An 18,512-nucleotide genomic window follows, 5' to 3' on the forward strand; every position below is an offset into this window, starting at 1 on the left:
TGAAGAACGAATAGCTTCACATCCCGGGTGCGTATACTAGGCACAGGTCGCACTCAGTGAGGAGGCTTCCCATGGACCAACAACAAAACAATGACAAAGATGTCAGTGTAGAGTTGCAGCAGGTGGGGGCATACCCGACCAAACAGACAATGCATGAAAAAGAGGTACCTTTGCTAGAGGAGCAGAAGTGTGACTGCTGTTCCACAGAGAGCTAAGAGCGTCGAAGCGAAGAGAACGCTTTGACGAGAACCTCTTGAATGTGAAAAGCCGGAGTGGTACCGTTCCGGCTTTTTGCTATTTCCCGCCCCGAAAGGGCTCACGCAAACGGAGACAGCTCATACGGCCCCTTGATCGCAAGCCTCATCAATTGCAGCGCCATGAAGCGGGGAGAATAGCTCATGCCGCCCTCCAGCCACCACATGATGACTCCTAAAAAGGCAGAGGCGGTATAGCGGACAATAATCTCTCGCTGTGCCGTGAGCTTGGTGTCATCGGGCTGGAATTCGTCCAGGCCTTGGGAGATGTAATCGGTGATGACTTCGATCAGGCGATCAGCGAGTGGTGCCTGGTGATGGGACAGCATTACCTTGTAAAAGGTCGCATGGCGTGCAATCTGTTCAAACAGGCAGACGAACACGGGGTGCGGTTGATCTACGTGCAAGTCTGCTTTTTTCGCATGTTTGGTCGTTTCGCGCAGACTGTCCACCAGCTCCGAGAGGACTTCTTCTGTGCTTTGCCACATCAAATCCTGTTTGTCTCGATAGTGGAGGTAAAAGGTGGCCCTATTCAAAGTGGCACGCTCGGTAATGTCCTGTACGGTGATGGCCTCATACCCTTTTTCCTGTATGAGCGAGGTAAACGCGTCCTGAATGAGCTGGCGTGTCCTCCTGACCCGCGGATCAATCTTCTTCGGTTTCATCGACATTCTTCCCATCCTTGTTGAACTTTTTCTATGTGATCCACACAACGTTGATCTTCTGTTGATTTATCGTCACTTCGGCGTTTTGTGTTGTTTGCCCATATAAGAAGGGCATTGATATAATTATTTACGACACAGTGTCGATAAAGCAACTAGTTGTTTAAAATTTTTTTGAATTTCTTTTTCAGAAATGAAAAAGCGGGAGGATACGACTATGGGTCGTCTAACAGGAAAAGTCGCCATCATTACAGGTGCGGCAAGCGGTATGGGGGCACAAACAGCTCGTCTGTTTGCCCAGGAAGGCGCGAAAGTAATCGCGACGGACATGTCCGAAGACAAGCTGCAAGAAGTGGTGAATGAAATCAAGGCGGACGGCGGGGAAGCCATCGGGGTCAAACACAACGTCGTTTCCGAGGACGAATGGAAAAACGTCATCGCACAAGGTCTGGAGGCATTTGGCAACATTCACGTCCTGGTAAACAATGCGGGTATCAGTACAGATGCTACGATTGAGCAATTTACGATGGAAAACTGGAACAAGGTGATGGATGTAAACCTGACCGGCTGCGTGCTGGGAATGACGCTGGTTTACCCTGAGATGAAAAAGGCTGGAAGCGGTTCCATCATCAACATTTCGTCTATCGCAGGACTAGTTGCTCTGAACTTTACGAATGGTTACACCGCTTCCAAAGGGGCGTTGAGAGCTCTTACGAAAGCAGCAGCTGTCGAATGCGCGAAGGATTCCGTCCGCGTGAACTCCATTCACCCGGGCATTATCGAAACACCAATGACGCAAATGATCACGGCTCCAGAGGTTCGGGGCATTTTTCAGGCGCAAACGCCGCTGCCTCGTCTCGGCAAACCCGAGGATATCGCTTATGGTGCACTTTATCTCGCTTCGGACGAGTCTTCGTTTGTGAGCGGCCTTGAAATGGTCATCGACGGCGGCTGGTGCGCTCGTTAATGAGCCTCTGATCCGGGTGTCGCCATTTTCTCCTTTGATCACAAAAGCCTAGATCGATACCATGCCCACCAGCTTCAGGTGGGCTTTTTTTGCAAGCAGGGAAAAAACCGAAAAAACCGAGTCACTCTGTTGAGCAACTCGGTTCTTCTCTGCAGCCATCAAGGTTATCCGGTAAATTCTTGTACCCAGTAACCATTTTGGTAGCCTACGCCGATTTTCGTGAAATTCGGGTTCATGATGTTTTTGCGGTGACCGTCACTGTTCATCCATTGCTGCATCACTTCTTCAGCGCTGCGCTGACCCATGGCGATGTTTTCGCCGGCAGTCATGTACGATACGCCAAAGCGCTTCATCATGTCAAATGGAGAACCGTAGGTAGGGCTGTTGTGATCAAAGTAGTTGTTTTGATCCATGTCAGCCGCTTTTGCCAATGCTACCTTTTCCAATGCAGCATCGTAAGCAAGCGGAGCCAGACCAGCTTTTGCACGCTCTTGGTTTACCAGATTTGCCACTTCGCGAGCAAACTGGGAGGAAGCGTTGACAGTGTTGCTTGCCGGAGCTTTAGCCGGTTGTTGAACTGGCTTTTGTACCGGCTTTTGCACCGGCTGCTGAACCGGTTTTTGTACCGGCTGTTGCATCGGAAGCTCTACCCATTGCATAGAGTTGGATGGAAATGCCCAGTTCCATTGGTTCCATTGGTTCGATGGTTGGGATTGTTGCGAAGGTTGGGAATTCATGAAATATGGGAGCCATTGCCCTTGATTAACAACATTTTTTACCGGGCATGTGGCAGCAAATGCTGAAGTGGACATCGAAGTAACAGCCAATCCCAAAGCAATAGCGATGATAGACTTGCCGAATGGTTTCATGTTCTCATCGTCTCCTTTTCTTCGCCTACGAGGTTAGTTGTCGGGTTCGGGCTGAGGATACAACCCTTCACAAGCGTGATTCACCCCAATGCAGAGTGGCTAACTCTACAAAAAGAAGTCCCCCGCACTTCCACTTCTTTGGAAGTTTCGGCTTGTTTGTTTGGCTTAACTAGGATAACAAATAGACTTGAGAGAATGGAACCTGTAAATAATGGCAGACCTTGTTGACGCTTGTTCAGAAAAGGAAATACCGCCGTGTATTTGTGGCATGATTTCCATGACAGGCGGCTGGAGGATTCAGCGGACGGGTGCATGTTGTTGATTTTTTCTAAAAAATTTGTCGATATCAAAAAAATTGTATCATTTTATTCCGGGATCGTGATAGAATGAGAATATCGAGTGTTGATTAGAATTTTCAGAAAAGCGTGGTGGTACTTTTGTCATTTGTGGAAAAGAGACTTGAAGAGCTGGGGGTAAGTCTGCCCCCGAACCAACCGCCTTTGGCAACCTACGTATCCTGCGTGCGTTCGGGCTGCCTGGTTTTTACCTCAGGAGCCGGCTGCTTTGTCGATGGGAAACCGCTCTATACGGGCAGGCTGGGCAGGGAGCTTACTGTAGAACAAGGATATGAGGCGGCACAGATTACTGTCCTCAACCTGCTCAGCATGATCAAAGCGGAGATTGGCAATCTTGATAAGATTGAGCGGATTGTGAAAGTACTCGGACTGGTGAGCAGCGCAGACGATTTTTACGACCAGCCCCAGGTTATGAACGGGGCTTCCGATCTGCTGGTGAACGTTTTTGGCGACAGGGGGAAGCATGCCCGCTCTGCCTTGGGCACATCCGTTCTGCCCATGAATCTGCCTGTGGAGATTGAAATGGTCGTAGAAATCAGGGAAGAGGAGAGATAAACGCATGTTCGTTACATTGGAGCAAATCAGGCAAGCCAGGGCCAATCTCGCGGGTGTCATCTTGCCGACACCTATGCAGTATTCGCGCACTTTCAGCGAATGGTCAGGCAATACCATCTACGTAAAATGCGAGAATCTGCAAAAGACAGGGGCGTTCAAAATCCGCGGCGCGTACAACAAGATCGTGAGCCTGACAGACGAGGAAAAAAGACGGGGTGTCGTGGCCTTTTCTGCAGGCAATCACGGCGCAGGCACTGCCTACGCTGCCCAGATCCAAGGGATTGCAGCTACAGTGGTCATGCCGACCAATCCTGTACCGAGCAAGCAAAATGCGATCCTTCATTACGGCGCCAAAGTAGTAGATGGAGGGAGCACCTCCATTACCATGTATGAAAAAGCGCTGGAGCTTCACCAAAGCGAAGGTCTTGTCTTGATCCATCCGTTTGAAGACATGCATATTATCGCAGGGCAAGGCACGATCGGCCTGGAGATTTTGGAAGAGCTTCCCGACGTTGACGTGGTCATCGTTCCGGTCAGCGGGGGAGGGTTGATATCGGGCGTGGCGGCTGCTTTGAAGGAGACAAAGCCGGCCGTGCGCGTGATCGGCGTGAATAGCGAGGGGGCCATGGCGATGTATGAATCGCTTCGGCACGGCTGTCCGTTTGAAGTGGAAAAGGTGGATACGATCGCGGATGGATTGATGGCCAAAAAGCCGGGAAAGATCACGTATGCACACACGACAAGATACGTCGACGAGATGGTATTGGTCTCCGAGGAAGAGATTGCAAGGACGGTGGTGAGCCTTGCGGAACGGGCCAAGATGGTAGTAGAGCCGTCCGGTGCGGCCGCTTTGGCAGCAATGATTCACCATCGGACTGCACTCAAGGGAAAAAAGGTAGTCGTGCTGGCTTCAGGCGGCAATGTAAACATGAAGCTGCTCGCTGAGCTGGTCGAAAAGTACACGCAACAAATCCCAGTATAAACAGGGTGGTGCTGACGTGAGGCGAAAAATATACAATGTAAGAATAATCGACGTTGTACATTTGCGGCAGATTGAAAGAGGAACGGTTGTCTTTGACGAATCCGGAATATTGCATGTCTCTGAGGCAGGCAATGCGGAAGTGGCAGACTGGGAGTTCGACGGAACGGGAATGACGCTTTTGCCCGGCTTGATCGACTGCCATGTGCATTTGGGCATGGACGCTTCACCTGATCCCTTCAGGCAAATCAGACTGGATTCCGCAGCGGACACGGCGTTTCGGGCTCATCAGCAAGGAAAACAGTTTCTCGAGGCTGGCATCACGACAGTACGGAATGTGGGTACACGATACAATGTAGATATTTCCTATCGAAATGCGGTTGAGCGAGGCTTTGTCGAGGGGCCGCGCGTCTACGCATCCGGCCAGCCCATCGTCATGACTGGCGGGCACTGCCATCCAATGGCGATTGAGGCTGATGGGGTTGACGAGGTGAGAAAGGCCGCCCGAAGCCAACTGAAAGCGGGAGCAGATCTCTTGAAGCTGATGGCCACGGGCGGTGTCCTAACAAAAGGAACAGAGCCGGGCTCCACGCAGCTTTCAGAGGCAGAGCTGCGCTGCGCTTGCGAGGAAGCTTCTCATGCCGGAAAAACAACTGCAGCTCATGCGATTGGTTTGGAAGGAATCAAAAACGCCATTCGTGCAGGCGTTACGACGGTCGAACACGGAACGGTACTCGATGACGAGGCCGTCCAATTGATGATCGAAAACGGAACGTTTCTGGTTCCGACCCTGATTGCTGCGACGCTGATCCTGCGCCAGCCGTCTGAGAGCGGAGTGCCTGAGGAGTTTGTCCGCAAGGCAGAGCCGTTTGTCCAGATCCATCGGGAAAGCTTCCGCAAAGCGCTTCGGCACGGAGTGAAGATTGCTGCAGGCACAGACGCCGGTACCCCTTTTAACATCCCAGGGTATTTGGCGGATGAATTGCAGCTCATGCACGAGGAAGGAATGCCAGCGATTGAGACGATTCGGGCCGCGACGCTGCAGGCAGCTGCATGCATGAAGCTGGAGGACAGAACGGGTTCCATTGAGGCAGGAAAATGGGCAGACCTGCTGCTTGTGGAGGGAAATCCGGTGGAAAACCTGCTTTCTCTCAAGCGAGTAAGGCAGGTGTATAAAGGGGGTAAGCTTTGCGTACACCACCGGTAAACAAGCAGGCCTCGTTGACGATTTGCCCAGGAGACGCAGCCGCATTCTCCCACATAAACACGCTAGGAAATGAGGTTTCACACATGAGTTCATTGCATCCCATTTTGGCCAGTTATATTCCTGTAGTTGAGGGCCTGGCTCGAACGATTGGCGACCACTGTGAAGTCGCCCTGCACGACATGACCAACCCCGAGGCTTCGATCATTGCCATTCACAACAGCCATGTAAGCGGCAGAAGCCCGGGAAGCCCGGTGACCAATCTCGGTCTGAAGCTGCTCCGTCAGGGCGAGCAAGGGCATGACTTCATTCTCAACTACAAGCACGAAGGGATTAAAGACAAAATCATCAAATCCAGCACGATTTTTATCAGGGACGAGCATCAAGCCATTATCGGTTGTATCTGTATCAATCTGGACGTGACCAGCCTTGTGATGGCCGAGTCTATTCTCAAAGGAATGGCTTCTTTTCAGCAGGAGCCAAGTGAAGAAAAAACGGAAGAACGCTTTGCTCCCACTATCTCCGAGTTGATGGACCAAATCATTGAGGAATGCATCCGCAAAATCGGCAAACCCGTCCCCTTTATGCAGAAGGAGGAGAAAATTGCCTTTATCGGTCTGCTCGATGAAATGGGGCTGTTTTTGATCAAAGGCGCTGTGCAGCACGTAGCCGACCTGCTGGATGTTTCCAAGTACACGATCTACAACTACGTGGAGAAAACGGGTAAGCAGCCTTCGTAAATTGAAAGGGAAGGGCGGGGAATATGATGGCGGCACCTGTTACGCAACAGACGAATGCAAGTAAAAAAGGATTCTTTTTGAAATTCCTTGACCGTGTGGAAGTGCTTGGCAATAAATTGCCGGATGTAGTCACACTGTTTCTCGTCATAATCGCCGCCATTTTGATCCTTTCCGCTATCGCTGCCGCACTCGGATGGTCGACGGTGAATCCCACCAATCATGAGCGGATCGCCGCAGTCAACCTGCTTAGCAAAGAGGGGATCGTCCGCATTCTGACCGAGATGGTCAACAACTTCACCTCATTCCCGCCGCTCGGCTTGGTTCTGTCGGTCATGCTTGGCGTCGGATTGGCAGAATCAACCGGCTTGATCGGCGCAGCGATGAGAAGGACTGTACTGGCCTCCCCGCGTTCGTTGATTTTGCCGATTATCGTCCTTGTCAGCATGTTGGGACACGCCGCCGGAGACGCGGCCTTCATCGTTATGCCACCGATCGCTGCGATGATTTTCACCATGCTCGGCCGGCATCCGATCGCAGGGCTTGCTGCCGCATACGCTGCTGTAGCCGGCGGCTTCAGTGCCAATCTGGTTGTTTCCGTATTGGATGTGACGTTGGCAAGCTTTACGCAGACAGGGGCTCAAATGATCGATGCGAGCTATATGTCCAGCCCTGCGATGAACTTCTATTTTATGGTGGCTTCCACTTTGATGCTCGTTCCTTTGACCGTATGGATCACTGTCAGGATTGTGGAGCCAAGGCTGGGAAGCTATACACCACAAGCTCAACAAAATGCTGTGGAAGCACAGGTGACACCGGAGGAAAAACGAGGATTGCGCTGGGCCGGTATTGCTTTGTTCGTCTGCGTGGTCATCCTGTCAGCCGTCACCATACCGAGCGGTTCGCTGCTTCGCGACCCTGATACCGACTCGCTGATTGTCTCTCCATTTATGAAGTCGCTCGTTCCCATTTTGCTCTTTTTGTTCGGGATTCCCGCTGTCGCCTACGGTATTGGAGCCGGTGTGATTCGCTCGGACAGAGATGTGGCCGAACATTTGGGAAAGACGATGTCCGGAATGGGCTATTACATCGTTCTGGCATTTGTCGCCTCGCAAATGATCGCGTATTTCAACTGGAGCAATCTCGGTCCGATTATTGCGATCGAGGGAGCTGCTTTTCTGCAAAACATCGGCTTGACAGGCCTTCCGCTGCTGATCCTGTTTATTCTGTTCGTCGCTCTTATCAATCTCCTCATTGCAAGCGCGACAGCGAAATGGGCAATTCTCGCGCCGGTCTTTGTCCCCATGTTTCTGCTGCTGGGGTACAGTCCCGCTTTCACCCAGGCTGCCTACCGCATCGGTGATTCGATCACCAATCCGATCACACCTATGCTGCCGTATTTTGCGATCTTGCTTACTTTTGCCAACAAATATCAGAAAAATCTGCAAATAGGAACCTTGATCTCAATCCTTCTGCCGTATTCGTTATTCTTCGGGATTTTTTGGCTGCTCCTGTTTGCGCTATGGTACCTGTTAGGCATGCCGCTTGGTCCGGGCCACTTTATCAAGGGATAAGAGTTTGGGAGGAAAGGTCCTCTCTGAGCAAGATGCCTCCGAACCAAACAGATTGGCAGCCGCCGTCAAGAAAAACAACCAGCGAGACAGTCTAGTCCGCTGGTTGCTTTGGTTCGTTTCCGCCATTCTCGTGATATTGTTTCCAGGCAGTCAGCCCGCCTTCGAGCGAGGTGGCATCGTAGCCTTTTTCGCGCAAGAGCTCAGCCGCTTTTCGCGCCTTGTTTCCGCTCGTACAGATCGTGATGATCTGTCTATCCGTTGGCAGTTCTTTCATTCTTTCCTGAATGTCTTCGTCCGGTTCGACCATCTTCAGATACGGGAGGTTCTCCGTCGGCACGCCGTAATCGTTCAAGCTTTCTGCACGATATTTGTCTTCATCACGCACATCGAGCAAGTATAGCCTCTCTTTGTTTGCAAGGCGGACAAGCAAGTCGCGGACCAGGATTTTTTGTTCCATGTATCAATCTCCTGTTCTTTGTTTGAAGTCTTTTGGCAAATCCTTCAGGCCATTCCATTTTACCATGCGGACGGCTTTATTTGTGACTTAACCCATAATGGGGGTGCATGAACATATCGTGTCTATTAGGTTGGAAGCAAAAATTCGTTTGTTTACAGTGGAAAGGGTTTAGATAGAACATGACTATATAGCTCACTGGCACAGAAGCGGAATGATCCAAAAGAAATCATGAATGTTTCGGGAATGATCTGCCGTAGGTATGAAAGGGAAACGGAAAAACAGGGGAATCCTGAAGTTGCTGCTGACGTGCCTCCATCCTACAATCGCCAAAGGCATTGAAGACTGTTTTCCAGACAGGAGGAAACAAGCGTGAGCTATGTAGAGCTTGCCAAGCAAGTGGCGAAAGAAGCGGGTACGATGATCAAAAACAGGCGCGAATCCCGATTTACGATAGAAGAAAAAGGCAATGCCTTCGATGTGGTCACAGAGCTTGACAAAGCATCAGAAAGCCTCATTCGCAAACGGATTTTGGAAGCGTACCCTGACCATGCATTTTTAGGGGAAGAAGAGTCCTTTGCAAACCACCATTCTTTTGTAAAATCGCTAGCAAAGGCAGACGAGACTCCTTTTCTTTGGATCGTCGACCCGATTGACGGAACCAGCAACTATGTGCAAAGAATTCCGGGCTTCACCGTTTCCATCGCCCTGACCAGCAAAGGAGAAGTGATTGTCGGCGTCGTTTACGACCCGAGCCAGGATGAATTGTTCTGGGCGGAAAAAGGAAAGGGAGCGTTTGTCAACGGGAAAGAGCTGAAGGTCGCCGGCACCGAGGATGTAGCCAGAAGCGTGATTGCGACGGGCTTTCCCTCAACACCGCTGATGCGTGAAGCGGTGTTGAAGGGGATAGGAGAGCTGGGACCGCGCTGCCAAACAATGAGGGTGCTGGGGTCCGCCGCTCTCCATCTCGCTTATGTCGCAGCGGGGCGCTTGACCGCTTTCTGGGAATATGGATTGAATGCTTGGGATGTGGCGGCAGGAACACTGCTGATCACGGAGGCAGGGGGACAGGTAACCGACATGGCAGGAAATTCCTACAAGGTCAGCACGCCTCATGTTGTAGGAAGCAATGGCCAGATTCACCGAGAGCTGTTGACGCATTTGCATCCGATAAGGTTGGATGTGTAGCAGAACAGATTGATCAAAGAGATGAGACCAGAGTTTGTTTCAAAGGAGAGCCGGAATCCTTGCGATTTGCTTTTTCATTCCAATTCAGTTACTATGAAGAGACTTGAATGAGCCTCTTTTGAATTTCTGATTCACACTGGCGCGGTCTACGGAGCCGCAAGGATGGAAGAGAGGTAGGGCTTTCGTCGTTTTGGATGTTTGAACAATAGACGAAACCTTTTTGGACCAAATATAGTAATGAAGGCTGTAATTCACCTTTTGGATAATTATTTCTTCATTGCTTTGTGTGCGTGTGATTTTCATGTACATGAAGGAGCTTGGATTGGCATATACTACTGTTGGAGGTTGGTTACAACAATGCAAACGATTGGAACAGTAAAATGGTTTAATGCAGAAAAAGGTTTCGGGTTTATTCAAGTAGAAGGCGGGGAAGACGTTTTCGTACATTACAGTGCGATCCAGGGAGAGGGCTTCAAATCCCTGGATGAAGGCCAGCGTGTCCAGTTCACTATTACCCAAGGGAATCGCGGACCTCAAGCTGAAAATGTAGTGAAAATATAAAAGCCCCACCCAAAAAAGCAACTGTCTTTGAGGCAGTTGCTTTTTTGCGTCTTTTTTCGTTCTTTGGTTCCTCTGCATCCAGGGCAAGAACTGTAGCTGTTTAGTCGGATGTGATGACGATGGTGAGAGGAATCTGAAAATAATTCCGAAAAAACGGAACAATTGGATACACGTTATGGTAAAATTCTCTTCCACAATGTTTGAAGAGGGGGTACTGGCACTGAGATGAACGATATTCTGCAAGCCTTTCGGGAGAACATTCCCGCACTCGCTCATGCGAGTGACATCCGCCGAATTGCCGAAGGGTTTTCACCTGATCAAAAATACGTGGTCAGCTATGACGACGGAACCAAATTGCTGTTGAGAACGGCCGACTTGAAGCAGTACGAGCGAAAATACGCGGAATACGGGATCATGGAAGCGATCCAAATGTACGGAGCGAAAAGCCCCCAGCCTATAGACATCGGCAGGCTTGAGCAATCAGAGTTGTGCTACTACTTGCTCAGCTATATCGACGGAGAAGATGCAAGAGGTGCCATTCCCGATTGCCCACCGGAGAAGCAATACCGGATCGGCTGGGACGCCGGGCAGGACCTTGCCAAATTGCATCAGCATCCCGCCCCCCATTCGATTTCCTCTTGGTATGAACGAGCGACGAGAAAGCACCATAACTATGTGAAGGCGTATAAGACCTGTGGAGTGAAAATGGAAAACGACGCCCGGATAATCCGCTTTATTGATGAACACCAGAAGCTCCTGAAAGCCCGGCCCAACAAGTTTCAACACGACGATTTTCATGTTGGCAACATGATTGTCCATGAAAAGCGGTATGCCGGAGTAATTGACTTCAACCGTTTCGATTGGGGCGATCCGATTCACGACTTCTATAAATTGGCACTCTTTAGCAAGGAATGCAGCATTCCCTTTTCGGTCGGACAAATAGAGGGGTATTTTTATGAAAGGGGAATACCGGCTGACTTTTGGACACTGTATGCAGTCTATGCCGCCATGTCAATCTTTTCCGCGATAGTCTGGACGGTCCGCGTAACCCCCGAAAAAGTAGACGAAATGGTCGAACGACTGCATAGCCTGTGCGAGGATCATCGCTATTTCGAGACCTGCAAGCCTGATTGGTTTAAGGAATAATCTCGTCTTGGCTGGATTTGGTTTGGGGTTCGGCATTGAAAAAATGTTTAGGTCCATGTTTCAACTCTCCCAAAAAGAGGTAAAGCTTACTATAGGATAAAAAGGACGTATAAGTTTCACGGTTTATGCCGAAAATTTACCTTGTCTATGTTATAGTAAAATGGGGGAAAGGAAAGAACGCCTTTTCCTTACAAGAGGATTGATCATGTGGAGACTAACGTACAAAGAGACCTGAGCAGTTATATCGGACGGGTTCTACGCGATCACTTTGGAAAAGGCCCCGAATCTGTCTTTGTCACCTTGGGACATACCTTTATTACCTGCTATTTGCGGAATTTCCTCTCGCCAATGGAGCGCGTCCTGCTCGAACAGGATCAGATCGTCACCATTCTGCAGACGAGAGATTTGCTCATGAAAAATTTGCTTCCGGAGATCACGGCGTACTTGAAAATAGCCACGGGCGTGGAGATTCGGGAAGTTTATTACGATTGGGGCTTACATAACAGATCGGGTATCATTGTCGCGCTTACTTCGGAGCCGCTGCCGCACGCAGGCGAAATTGCGGAAGCGTTTACGGGTAAGGAGCAGTTGCATGAGGAAATCGAAAAGATAAGCATTCAAGTGGAAAAAATCCCGGAAGAGATGTTCTCATACAAACTGAATATGAGGACCATCCTCGTAGTCCGCAACGGTATTTTGGTGGCCATTGAAAAAGAGTTCATCCGGCTCGGCTTTTCGGAATCGCTGCGGATCGCCAAAAGGCAATTGGAAAAAGGTATGCTTCACAATGATCTCCATTTTGAGTCGATACTTGGGACCAAGGTTGTCGATTTATTTGTAGACTGGGATTTCGGAAGAGATAAAAGTGTCATCGTATTTATCGTCAATCCAACCTCATAATTCGGTGGAAATGAACTAGACATGACAAATGAGCTAGACATGAGCCGGAATGGCAGCTGCCCAGGCTGACTGTTCCGGCTCTTTTTTTAATTGAAAACTACCCTTTTAAAAGGAATGAAACGATGGAAAGCGTAGTTCAGCAAACAGAGATCAGCAGCTATATTGGGAAAATCCTTCGGGACAACTTTGGGAAGGGACCGGAATCCATTTTTGTATCGATCGGACATACTTTTATTACCGTCTATATCAAAAACTTCTTGTCTCCTATCGAACAGGTGTTGTTGGAACAAGGCCAGGAAACCACAGTTAACAGTATCAGAGACTCACTCATGCAAAAGCTGTTGCCGGAAATCAAAACGTACATAAATAAAATAACAGAAAGAGAGATTACCGAGTTTTATTACGACTGGAATTTCCATCGAAAGTCGGGGCTTTTTTTGGGGATTGCTTCCACGCCTTTTTCATACAATCCTTCCTTTTCAGAGCTTTATGAAGGAAAGGAAGCTTTGCATCGCGAGATATACCTGCACAATGAGCAAGTGCAGAGAAAACCGGAGAACCTCGTTTCCTACCAATTGCATGCGAGATTGATTCTGCTTATACAGCAGGGTGTATTTGTCCAGATCGAAAAAGAATTGATCCGGCTTGGACACGAAGGCATTGTCCTTTTGGCGAAGAAAAATGTGGAGAAGCAGTTTCTAGGCAAAAACAGCCATATTGAAAGTGTTCTGAACAGAAGGGTCATCGAATTGTTCGTTGCATCCAATGCAAGGATGGACAAGAGTATTATCGTGTTTATGCTGAGTGCTCCGTAAAGCGAAAGAGAGGAAGATGCAGCGGCTGGCCATCATGAAAACTCCGGGCAAATCAGAGGAAGGTTCTCGCAAATTGCTTGTCACAATCGAGATTTGGAAGGAGCGATATTCGTTGAAGTTTGGTGCTGATGTGGAGAACAAATCACTGTTTTTACAGACATTTACATATTCTTCGATTGGAATGGCTTTGGTCTCCTTGGATGGGCAATGGATGAAAGTAAATCAATCCTTCTGCGACCTGATCGGCTATACAGAGGAAGAGCTCTTGTCCCGAACCTTCCAGGATATTACCCATCCCGACGATCTCGCGGCAGACCTTGATTACATGCAACAGCTGCTGGAAGGGAAGATCGAATCCTATCAGATGAGAAAGCGCTACGTTTTGAAACAGGGTCGCGTGGTTTGGGTGCTGCTGAACGTCTCCATGGTCCGGGACGACTGCGGGCGCCCGCTCTATTTTCTCACACAAGTGCAGGATATTACCGCTTTGAAAAGATCGGAGGGTCTTTTGCTTGAAAACGAGCGAAAATTGACCGAGGAGCTTTTGCGAAATTCGGAAAAGCTGACGATAGCCGGCCAGCTAGCGGCGGGCATTGCACATGAAATCCGCAATCCATTGACATCGCTGAAAGGATTTTTACAGCTCATCAAAAAGGGACCAGACTATAAAACAGAGTATCTGGACATTATGGAAGCGGAGCTGGACCGGATCGAAGTCATTGTCAACGAGCTTTTGCTGCTGGCCAAGCCAACAGATCGAAAGTTTGAGGAGAAAGATGTTAAATCAATGCTGCAAAACGTCATTACATTATTGGAAACGCAGGCTCTTATCCATAATGTACAGATACTGACCGCGTTTACCCCCGGCGTCACCATTTACTGCGATGAAAATCAGATGAAGCAAGTGTTCATCAATCTGATGAAAAATGCGATTGAAGCAATGCCGGGCGGCGGGAAGCTCCTGATCCAGGTCAAGAAAAAACAGGAGCTTGCCGTTATCCGCTTTATCGACCAAGGGTGCGGGATTCCTAAAGAAAAGCTGAAGCAAATCGGTTCTCCGTTTTATTCCACCAAAGAGGACGGAAACGGACTCGGCCTGATGGTCAGCTATAACATTATCGAAAACCACCACGGGAAAATCCATATTGAAAGCGAGATCGGGGTAGGATCGACGTTCACCGTCAGTCTTCCTATCTATACGCCGTCGCGGCTCCATCCTGCGTTCCATTAAACTCGACTCTGTTTGCCTTTTCGGCGCTTCTTGAAACTCCCGCCCTTTTTTGCCTATAGCACAGAGCTATTTAACGTAGAGGCTGCCCTTCCCTAGAAATATCTACGGATAGGTCGGCCTCTTTCTTATGATGCCAATCATTGAAATGTATGGCTGAATCAAATCAACGAAAAGGACAGCAGTTCAACCTTCAAGTCGATCGGCATGGGATGGATTTAGACAACACCAATTTTCCAGTAACTCGCTGCAACTGTTCTGTAATGAGAAATCATCCTAGAAGGAATGTCTATCATGTAGCGGTTATTGATAATGTTTGTTACATAAAGCATAATATAGCAATAGTTGTTCGAGATGGAGAGAGATTTCAGAATTGTACGACAAACAATATACACCCTCAATTTCAAAGAGTGTTGAGTCAAATGGAAAAAGTACGAGCTTCTCGGCATTGACCAAGAAAGATGGCAAAGTGAACGCCCAAAACGATTTCTTCCGTTTACGGGGGCAAATTCGAATCCAATCTTTTGGCGGAAAAGGAGCTGGAAAACATGCAAGCATTGTTCCACTATAATTGGATGGTCAGAGATGAATGGCTGGAGCTGTTGAAGCAACTGCCCCGCGAAGAATTGCTGCGCAGCCGTGTGGGCGGAGCCGGCAGCATTCTGTACACGCTGTTTCACATCGTGGATGTGGAGTATAGCTGGATCATCTTCGGGATCCAAGGCAAACCGGACACTGAGCCGAATTTTGGCGACTACCAGTCACTTGATCGGGTGAAAGATTTTTCCGATTCATGCCGCAGTGAAATCGCATCCTTTCTGGAATCGTGGTCTGGTGAAAATGAACGAGAGAAAGTGACCGTTTCCTGGTCCGAAACAGCGTACACACAAGGAGAAATAGTAAGGCATGTGATCGCGCACGAGATCCACCATATGGGACAGCTGTCCATCTGGGCGAGAGAGCTTGGTCTGCAGCCGGTATCCGCCAATTTTATCGGCAGAGGATTATTGTAAAAGCACTCTGTTTTCCATAACCTTTTTTCCCATAACGAAAAGTGCTATACTTAATGTCGCAAGGGAAATATCCCCTTCGCCAGATTTGTTACGGGAGAGGTTACCAACATGATCATCCAATTCATTCGTTTACGGTAATGTAAGGTACAGATTATGTAATCTCAGTCAAAATGGCTGGGTTTATTTATCTGTGCCTTTTTCATTCACCGAAATACGAATGAATGGGGTGCTTTTTTGTGTCCAATAACAGCAAGAAGATCAAGTCTGCGGGTCTTATTTCAGCGAATAATGGCTTGTTTCGTTGTCCGCTTTGTTCAGGGGCCATGGAGCTGATTCTTGAGAAAAGCCTGCAATGTACGAATCATCATACCTTTGACCTTTCCAGACAGGGGTACGTGAATGTTCTGTCCCACGGCCTCAAAACGAAATACGATAAACAAATGTTCGAATCGAGAAGGAGTCTTTACAAGAGCGGAGTGTTTCAGCCGCTGGTCGATCAGATTGGCGGCAGGATCATCCGTGAGCACGAGTCGACACGCGAGCCGCTGAGGATATTGGATGCAGGATGTGGAGAAGGCTCGCATTTATTTGCTATCCGAGAAAAGATCGTGCAAAGCTCGCCTCACGAGTTGTTGGCAGTGGGGGCTGATATTGCCAAGGAGGGGATCTATCTCGCCTCCAGAGACTATCCGGATATGATCTGGTGTGTCGCCGATATTGCCAATTGCCCATTTGCCAGCCAGCAATTTCATTTCATTCTGGCGATCTTGTCGCCTTCGAATTACGCAGAGTGCCAACGTATGCTCAAAGACGATGGAATGGTGATCAAGGTAATCCCGAAAAGCGGATATCTCCAGGAGCTGCGGGCAATTTTCTATGAGCAAAGCGACAAGCAGTTGTACGCAAACGACAATACGGTCGCGAGATTTACAGAAGCGTTTGAGCTTGTAGAAAGTGAGCGGCTGAAATATAGTTGGAAGCTTGAAAAAGCGCTGGTCGAACCTTTGATTCGGATGACACCGTTATCGTGGGGATGCACGGAAGAGGACTTGCAGAAGGCAAAAGATATGGATATTTCCGAGATCACGATTGATCTGCGGATATTGTATGGGAAGAAAAAATAGTTTTGATCCCGCGGACCGCGGATTGACGCCTGAAAAGGTTGGTTCATGCGACCCGTGTGCGGGAAGTGACCTTGTTGCCATTCGTATATCCAAACATTACAAGCATTCCCGACAGTACTGTCTTTGTCGGTAAGCAATACGCTTGGCAAGGTGCCAATACACGAAGACGCTTTTTCAAGCGTCTTTTTTTCGTTCTTGTTTTTTCAGCTGTTCATTTTGCTTGTTCCAAAAATCTGGCGGCACATATTCAATGAGCGAATAATCTATTTCGTCCCCGCTTGTGGTCGCCAACTGGACGAGCAGTGGCTCCGCTTTGTTTGCAGGCTCTAGATCCCCCGTTTTGATGGTGATCGCGACTGCTCCCGTCCTTTTCGGTTTTCCTACCACAACGACTTGATTTCCTTTTGTATAAACTTGGGTCACTTCTGTTTGAAAGGCAACGATGTACAAGTCCAGTGATTTTTCATTCTGGAACATGGGGATGGAAAGACCCATATTGTGCTCAAAATCTTACCAGCTGGAAAGTCCGATATCGTATGCGGTAAACAACCGATGGAGGGCATAGTGGATTCGGTTCGGCATATAACTCCAGCGCCCGACAGTGCTGTGCCAATGTTCCTCGTATGCAGGGCGCTGATAGGAGGGAAGGCTTACGATCGTTCGATAAGGGAGTTTTTTTCCTGTTTGCACGATCTCATTGATGGGCAGAACGACTGACGGAAAAGCTCCTTCAGGCAAAAAGGGAGGGTCTTGGAGTTTTACCGGTTCGGGTGGCTCCAGCCGTCTTAGGCGCTCTTTGCATGCATTCGCTCGTTGAGCTTCTTCGAGCTTTTTGTCAAACATCTTGATGTACCCTTCGCCGGATTCATTGGCGCTGGATGCAGTGGCAAAAGATATGCTTGCCAGGGACAGGCAAAACAGAAGACAAGTACATCTGCTTTTCATCGACATTGGCTCACCTCAAGCATAGTTTTGCCAATGAAGGAGAGAACACGGACATGTATTTTTTCAGCAAGCTTGTATGTTCCGTTATCTTACCAATGTCATAGCGTGTCTGGTGTCGCTTGCTACGGAATACAAATCGGTTAGTTTATTTTGTTTGCCATTGTTTATAAATTCCTTTACTCATTTCATCCCGATCTTCTCGGCAACATGAGCAGAAGCGGTATGGACGGTCGCCATATTTGTGCAAAGTCTTGGCAACTGGGGGTCATTGAATGCAAACGCTTTGCAGGCGGCAACCCCTTCTGTGAAACGCATGGTGACGGAGTCGGATAGGATTCTATGCAGGGGCGGAATGGCAGATAGTTCATACAGTTGTTAAACCAGTCTGTTTGTTTCAATCATGCGGACCACCTTTTTTCGTTTTCAGGTGTATTTTTTTGGGGGAGAAAAATGGTAACATATTTTGGATATATTTCACAGAAAACCAATACTATCCATGTTATTGCCTGGTTGTAAAAGCACAGTCTGCTAAAGCCTGGAAAAAGATTTCAACCTGGGAGAAAGCAAAGTCCAAGTAATGGAACTTGCTTTTGCGGAAGTGGTCAATGTCTTGAGGCGGACGGTCAGAGAGGGAGGAGAGACGTTTTGGATTTGTTAATCTTCTTGGGATTGTGTGTGGTTGTACTCTATATCGCCTATTTGCTCATTAAAACAGCCGTAAGAAATGGAATTGATGAGTCAACGAAAGTAGATAAACTTGAGAAGCTTTTAGCCGAAGTTCGAAATGAGCTTCGGAAGAAAGAAACCGAACAGAAGCAAGAACAAGAGCAGAAGCAAGAACAAGAGCAGGAGCAAATGAATCAGCGGTTAAAACAATATGGCTCATAAACGCGCAGGCGACCGAAGCGGGGAGAATTTCTCACTGCTACTGGAAAATAAAAGGGAGGATACATAAACAAGATCAAAGGTCGACAAACTTAC

The 18,512-nt window shown here is 48.6% G+C and carries 22 protein-coding genes and 1 riboswitch; of the genes, 16 read left to right on the forward strand and 6 right to left on the reverse strand.

Going from position 1 to position 18,512, the window contains the following annotated elements; genetic code table 11:
- The first annotated feature begins 71 nt into the window (after positions 1-71).
- Positions 72-215 carry a hypothetical protein gene (locus tag V5G20_RS13825; RefSeq protein WP_170208386.1) on the forward strand — a complete coding sequence of 48 codons (144 nt, stop codon included), beginning with the start codon at positions 72-74 and terminating at the stop codon, positions 213-215.
- Between the two features lie 101 nt (positions 216-316).
- Here the strand turns inward: V5G20_RS13825 and V5G20_RS13830 are convergent, their stop codons facing one another.
- Positions 317-919 (reverse strand): TetR/AcrR family transcriptional regulator, encoded by a 603-nt coding sequence (locus V5G20_RS13830; protein WP_227277713.1) that lies wholly within the window; start codon positions 917-919, stop codon positions 317-319.
- A 214-nt stretch (positions 920-1,133) separates the two neighbouring features.
- Here V5G20_RS13830 and V5G20_RS13835 point away from each other — a divergent pair, with 214 nt between their 5' ends.
- Positions 1,134-1,883, forward strand: a complete 750-nt coding sequence (locus V5G20_RS13835) for a glucose 1-dehydrogenase (RefSeq protein WP_003390460.1) — start codon at positions 1,134-1,136, stop codon at positions 1,881-1,883.
- Between the two features lie 164 nt (positions 1,884-2,047).
- Here V5G20_RS13835 and V5G20_RS13840 read toward each other — a convergent pair whose 3' ends face one another.
- Entirely contained in the window at positions 2,048-2,752 is a 705-nt protein-coding gene (locus V5G20_RS13840) for a CAP domain-containing protein (protein ID WP_243014186.1), read from the reverse strand.
- 7 nt (positions 2,753-2,759) lie between these two features.
- A riboswitch (cyclic di-AMP (ydaO/yuaA leader) is annotated at positions 2,760-2,915 on the reverse strand.
- 274 nt (positions 2,916-3,189) lie between these two features.
- On the opposite strand from V5G20_RS13840, the gene V5G20_RS13845 reads away from it, so the two are divergent.
- From V5G20_RS13845 to V5G20_RS13865, 5 genes are all read left to right on the forward strand, one after another.
- Positions 3,190-3,663 carry a RidA family protein gene (locus tag V5G20_RS13845; RefSeq protein WP_122959046.1) on the forward strand — a complete coding sequence of 158 codons (474 nt, stop codon included), beginning with the start codon at positions 3,190-3,192 and terminating at the stop codon, positions 3,661-3,663.
- 4 nt (positions 3,664-3,667) lie between these two features.
- Positions 3,668-4,645: a threonine ammonia-lyase gene (gene ilvA, locus V5G20_RS13850; RefSeq protein WP_243014187.1), complete on the forward strand. Its 978-nt coding sequence runs from the start codon at positions 3,668-3,670 to the stop codon at positions 4,643-4,645.
- Positions 4,646-4,661: 16 nt separating this feature from the next.
- Positions 4,662-5,849: a metal-dependent hydrolase family protein gene (locus V5G20_RS13855; protein WP_122959047.1), complete on the forward strand. Its 1,188-nt coding sequence runs from the start codon at positions 4,662-4,664 to the stop codon at positions 5,847-5,849.
- Between the two features lie 83 nt (positions 5,850-5,932).
- A complete protein-coding gene (locus V5G20_RS13860) occupies positions 5,933-6,586 on the forward strand; it encodes a helix-turn-helix transcriptional regulator (protein WP_003390453.1) in 654 nt (217 codons plus the stop codon).
- 23 nt (positions 6,587-6,609) lie between these two features.
- On the forward strand, positions 6,610-8,157 hold the full coding sequence (locus V5G20_RS13865) for an AbgT family transporter (RefSeq protein ID WP_338460914.1): 1,548 nt from the start codon (positions 6,610-6,612) through the stop codon (positions 8,155-8,157).
- A gap of 91 nt (positions 8,158-8,248) precedes the next feature.
- On the opposite strand, the gene V5G20_RS13870 is transcribed toward V5G20_RS13865, so the two are convergent.
- Positions 8,249-8,614: a rhodanese-like domain-containing protein gene (locus V5G20_RS13870; RefSeq protein ID WP_003390451.1), complete on the reverse strand. Its 366-nt coding sequence runs from the start codon at positions 8,612-8,614 to the stop codon at positions 8,249-8,251.
- Positions 8,615-8,983: 369 nt separating this feature from the next.
- On the opposite strand from V5G20_RS13870, the gene V5G20_RS13875 reads away from it, so the two are divergent.
- The 8 genes from V5G20_RS13875 to V5G20_RS13910 all read left to right on the forward strand — a co-directional run bounded on the left by V5G20_RS13875 (position 8,984) and on the right by V5G20_RS13910 (position 16,586).
- Positions 8,984-9,799, forward strand: coding sequence for an inositol monophosphatase family protein (locus V5G20_RS13875; RefSeq protein WP_003390450.1), 816 nt, complete (start codon positions 8,984-8,986; stop codon positions 9,797-9,799).
- 357 nt (positions 9,800-10,156) lie between these two features.
- Positions 10,157-10,360 (forward strand): cold-shock protein, encoded by a 204-nt coding sequence (locus V5G20_RS13880; RefSeq protein WP_003390449.1) that lies wholly within the window; start codon positions 10,157-10,159, stop codon positions 10,358-10,360.
- A gap of 225 nt (positions 10,361-10,585) precedes the next feature.
- Positions 10,586-11,506 (forward strand): aminoglycoside phosphotransferase family protein, encoded by a 921-nt coding sequence (locus V5G20_RS13885; protein ID WP_003390448.1) that lies wholly within the window; start codon positions 10,586-10,588, stop codon positions 11,504-11,506.
- 207 nt (positions 11,507-11,713) lie between these two features.
- Positions 11,714-12,406, forward strand: coding sequence for a DUF2294 domain-containing protein (locus V5G20_RS13890; protein WP_003390446.1), 693 nt, complete (start codon positions 11,714-11,716; stop codon positions 12,404-12,406).
- 122 nt (positions 12,407-12,528) lie between these two features.
- On the forward strand, positions 12,529-13,221 hold the full coding sequence (locus tag V5G20_RS13895) for a DUF2294 domain-containing protein (RefSeq protein ID WP_003390445.1): 693 nt from the start codon (positions 12,529-12,531) through the stop codon (positions 13,219-13,221).
- Between the two features lie 16 nt (positions 13,222-13,237).
- Complete coding sequence (locus V5G20_RS13900) at positions 13,238-14,452, forward strand: PAS domain S-box protein (protein WP_003390444.1); 1,215 nt, start codon at positions 13,238-13,240, stop codon at positions 14,450-14,452.
- 545 nt (positions 14,453-14,997) lie between these two features.
- A complete protein-coding gene (locus V5G20_RS13905; protein ID WP_024983608.1) occupies positions 14,998-15,462 on the forward strand; it encodes a DinB family protein in 465 nt (154 codons plus the stop codon).
- A gap of 236 nt (positions 15,463-15,698) precedes the next feature.
- Entirely contained in the window at positions 15,699-16,586 is an 888-nt protein-coding gene (locus V5G20_RS13910) for a putative RNA methyltransferase (RefSeq protein ID WP_338460920.1), read from the forward strand.
- 174 nt (positions 16,587-16,760) lie between these two features.
- Here the strand turns inward: V5G20_RS13910 and V5G20_RS13915 are convergent, their stop codons facing one another.
- The 3 genes from V5G20_RS13915 to V5G20_RS27125 all read right to left on the reverse strand — a co-directional run bounded on the left by V5G20_RS13915 (position 16,761) and on the right by V5G20_RS27125 (position 17,846).
- Positions 16,761-17,063, reverse strand: coding sequence for a hypothetical protein (locus V5G20_RS13915; protein ID WP_338460922.1), 303 nt, complete (start codon positions 17,061-17,063; stop codon positions 16,761-16,763).
- A gap of 33 nt (positions 17,064-17,096) precedes the next feature.
- Positions 17,097-17,531, reverse strand: coding sequence for a hypothetical protein (locus tag V5G20_RS13920; protein WP_338460924.1), 435 nt, complete (start codon positions 17,529-17,531; stop codon positions 17,097-17,099).
- A 180-nt stretch (positions 17,532-17,711) separates the two neighbouring features.
- Complete coding sequence (locus V5G20_RS27125; protein ID WP_371862621.1) at positions 17,712-17,846, reverse strand: GNAT family N-acetyltransferase; 135 nt, start codon at positions 17,844-17,846, stop codon at positions 17,712-17,714.
- Positions 17,847-18,176: 330 nt separating this feature from the next.
- On the opposite strand from V5G20_RS27125, the gene V5G20_RS13925 reads away from it, so the two are divergent.
- Positions 18,177-18,419, forward strand: a complete 243-nt coding sequence (locus V5G20_RS13925) for a hypothetical protein (protein ID WP_122958847.1) — start codon at positions 18,177-18,179, stop codon at positions 18,417-18,419.
- The last annotated feature ends 93 nt before the right edge of the window (positions 18,420-18,512 follow it).

This window comes from Brevibacillus borstelensis (assembly GCF_036700025.1).
GTDB classification, from domain to species: Bacteria; Bacillota; Bacilli; order Brevibacillales; family Brevibacillaceae; genus Brevibacillus; species Brevibacillus borstelensis.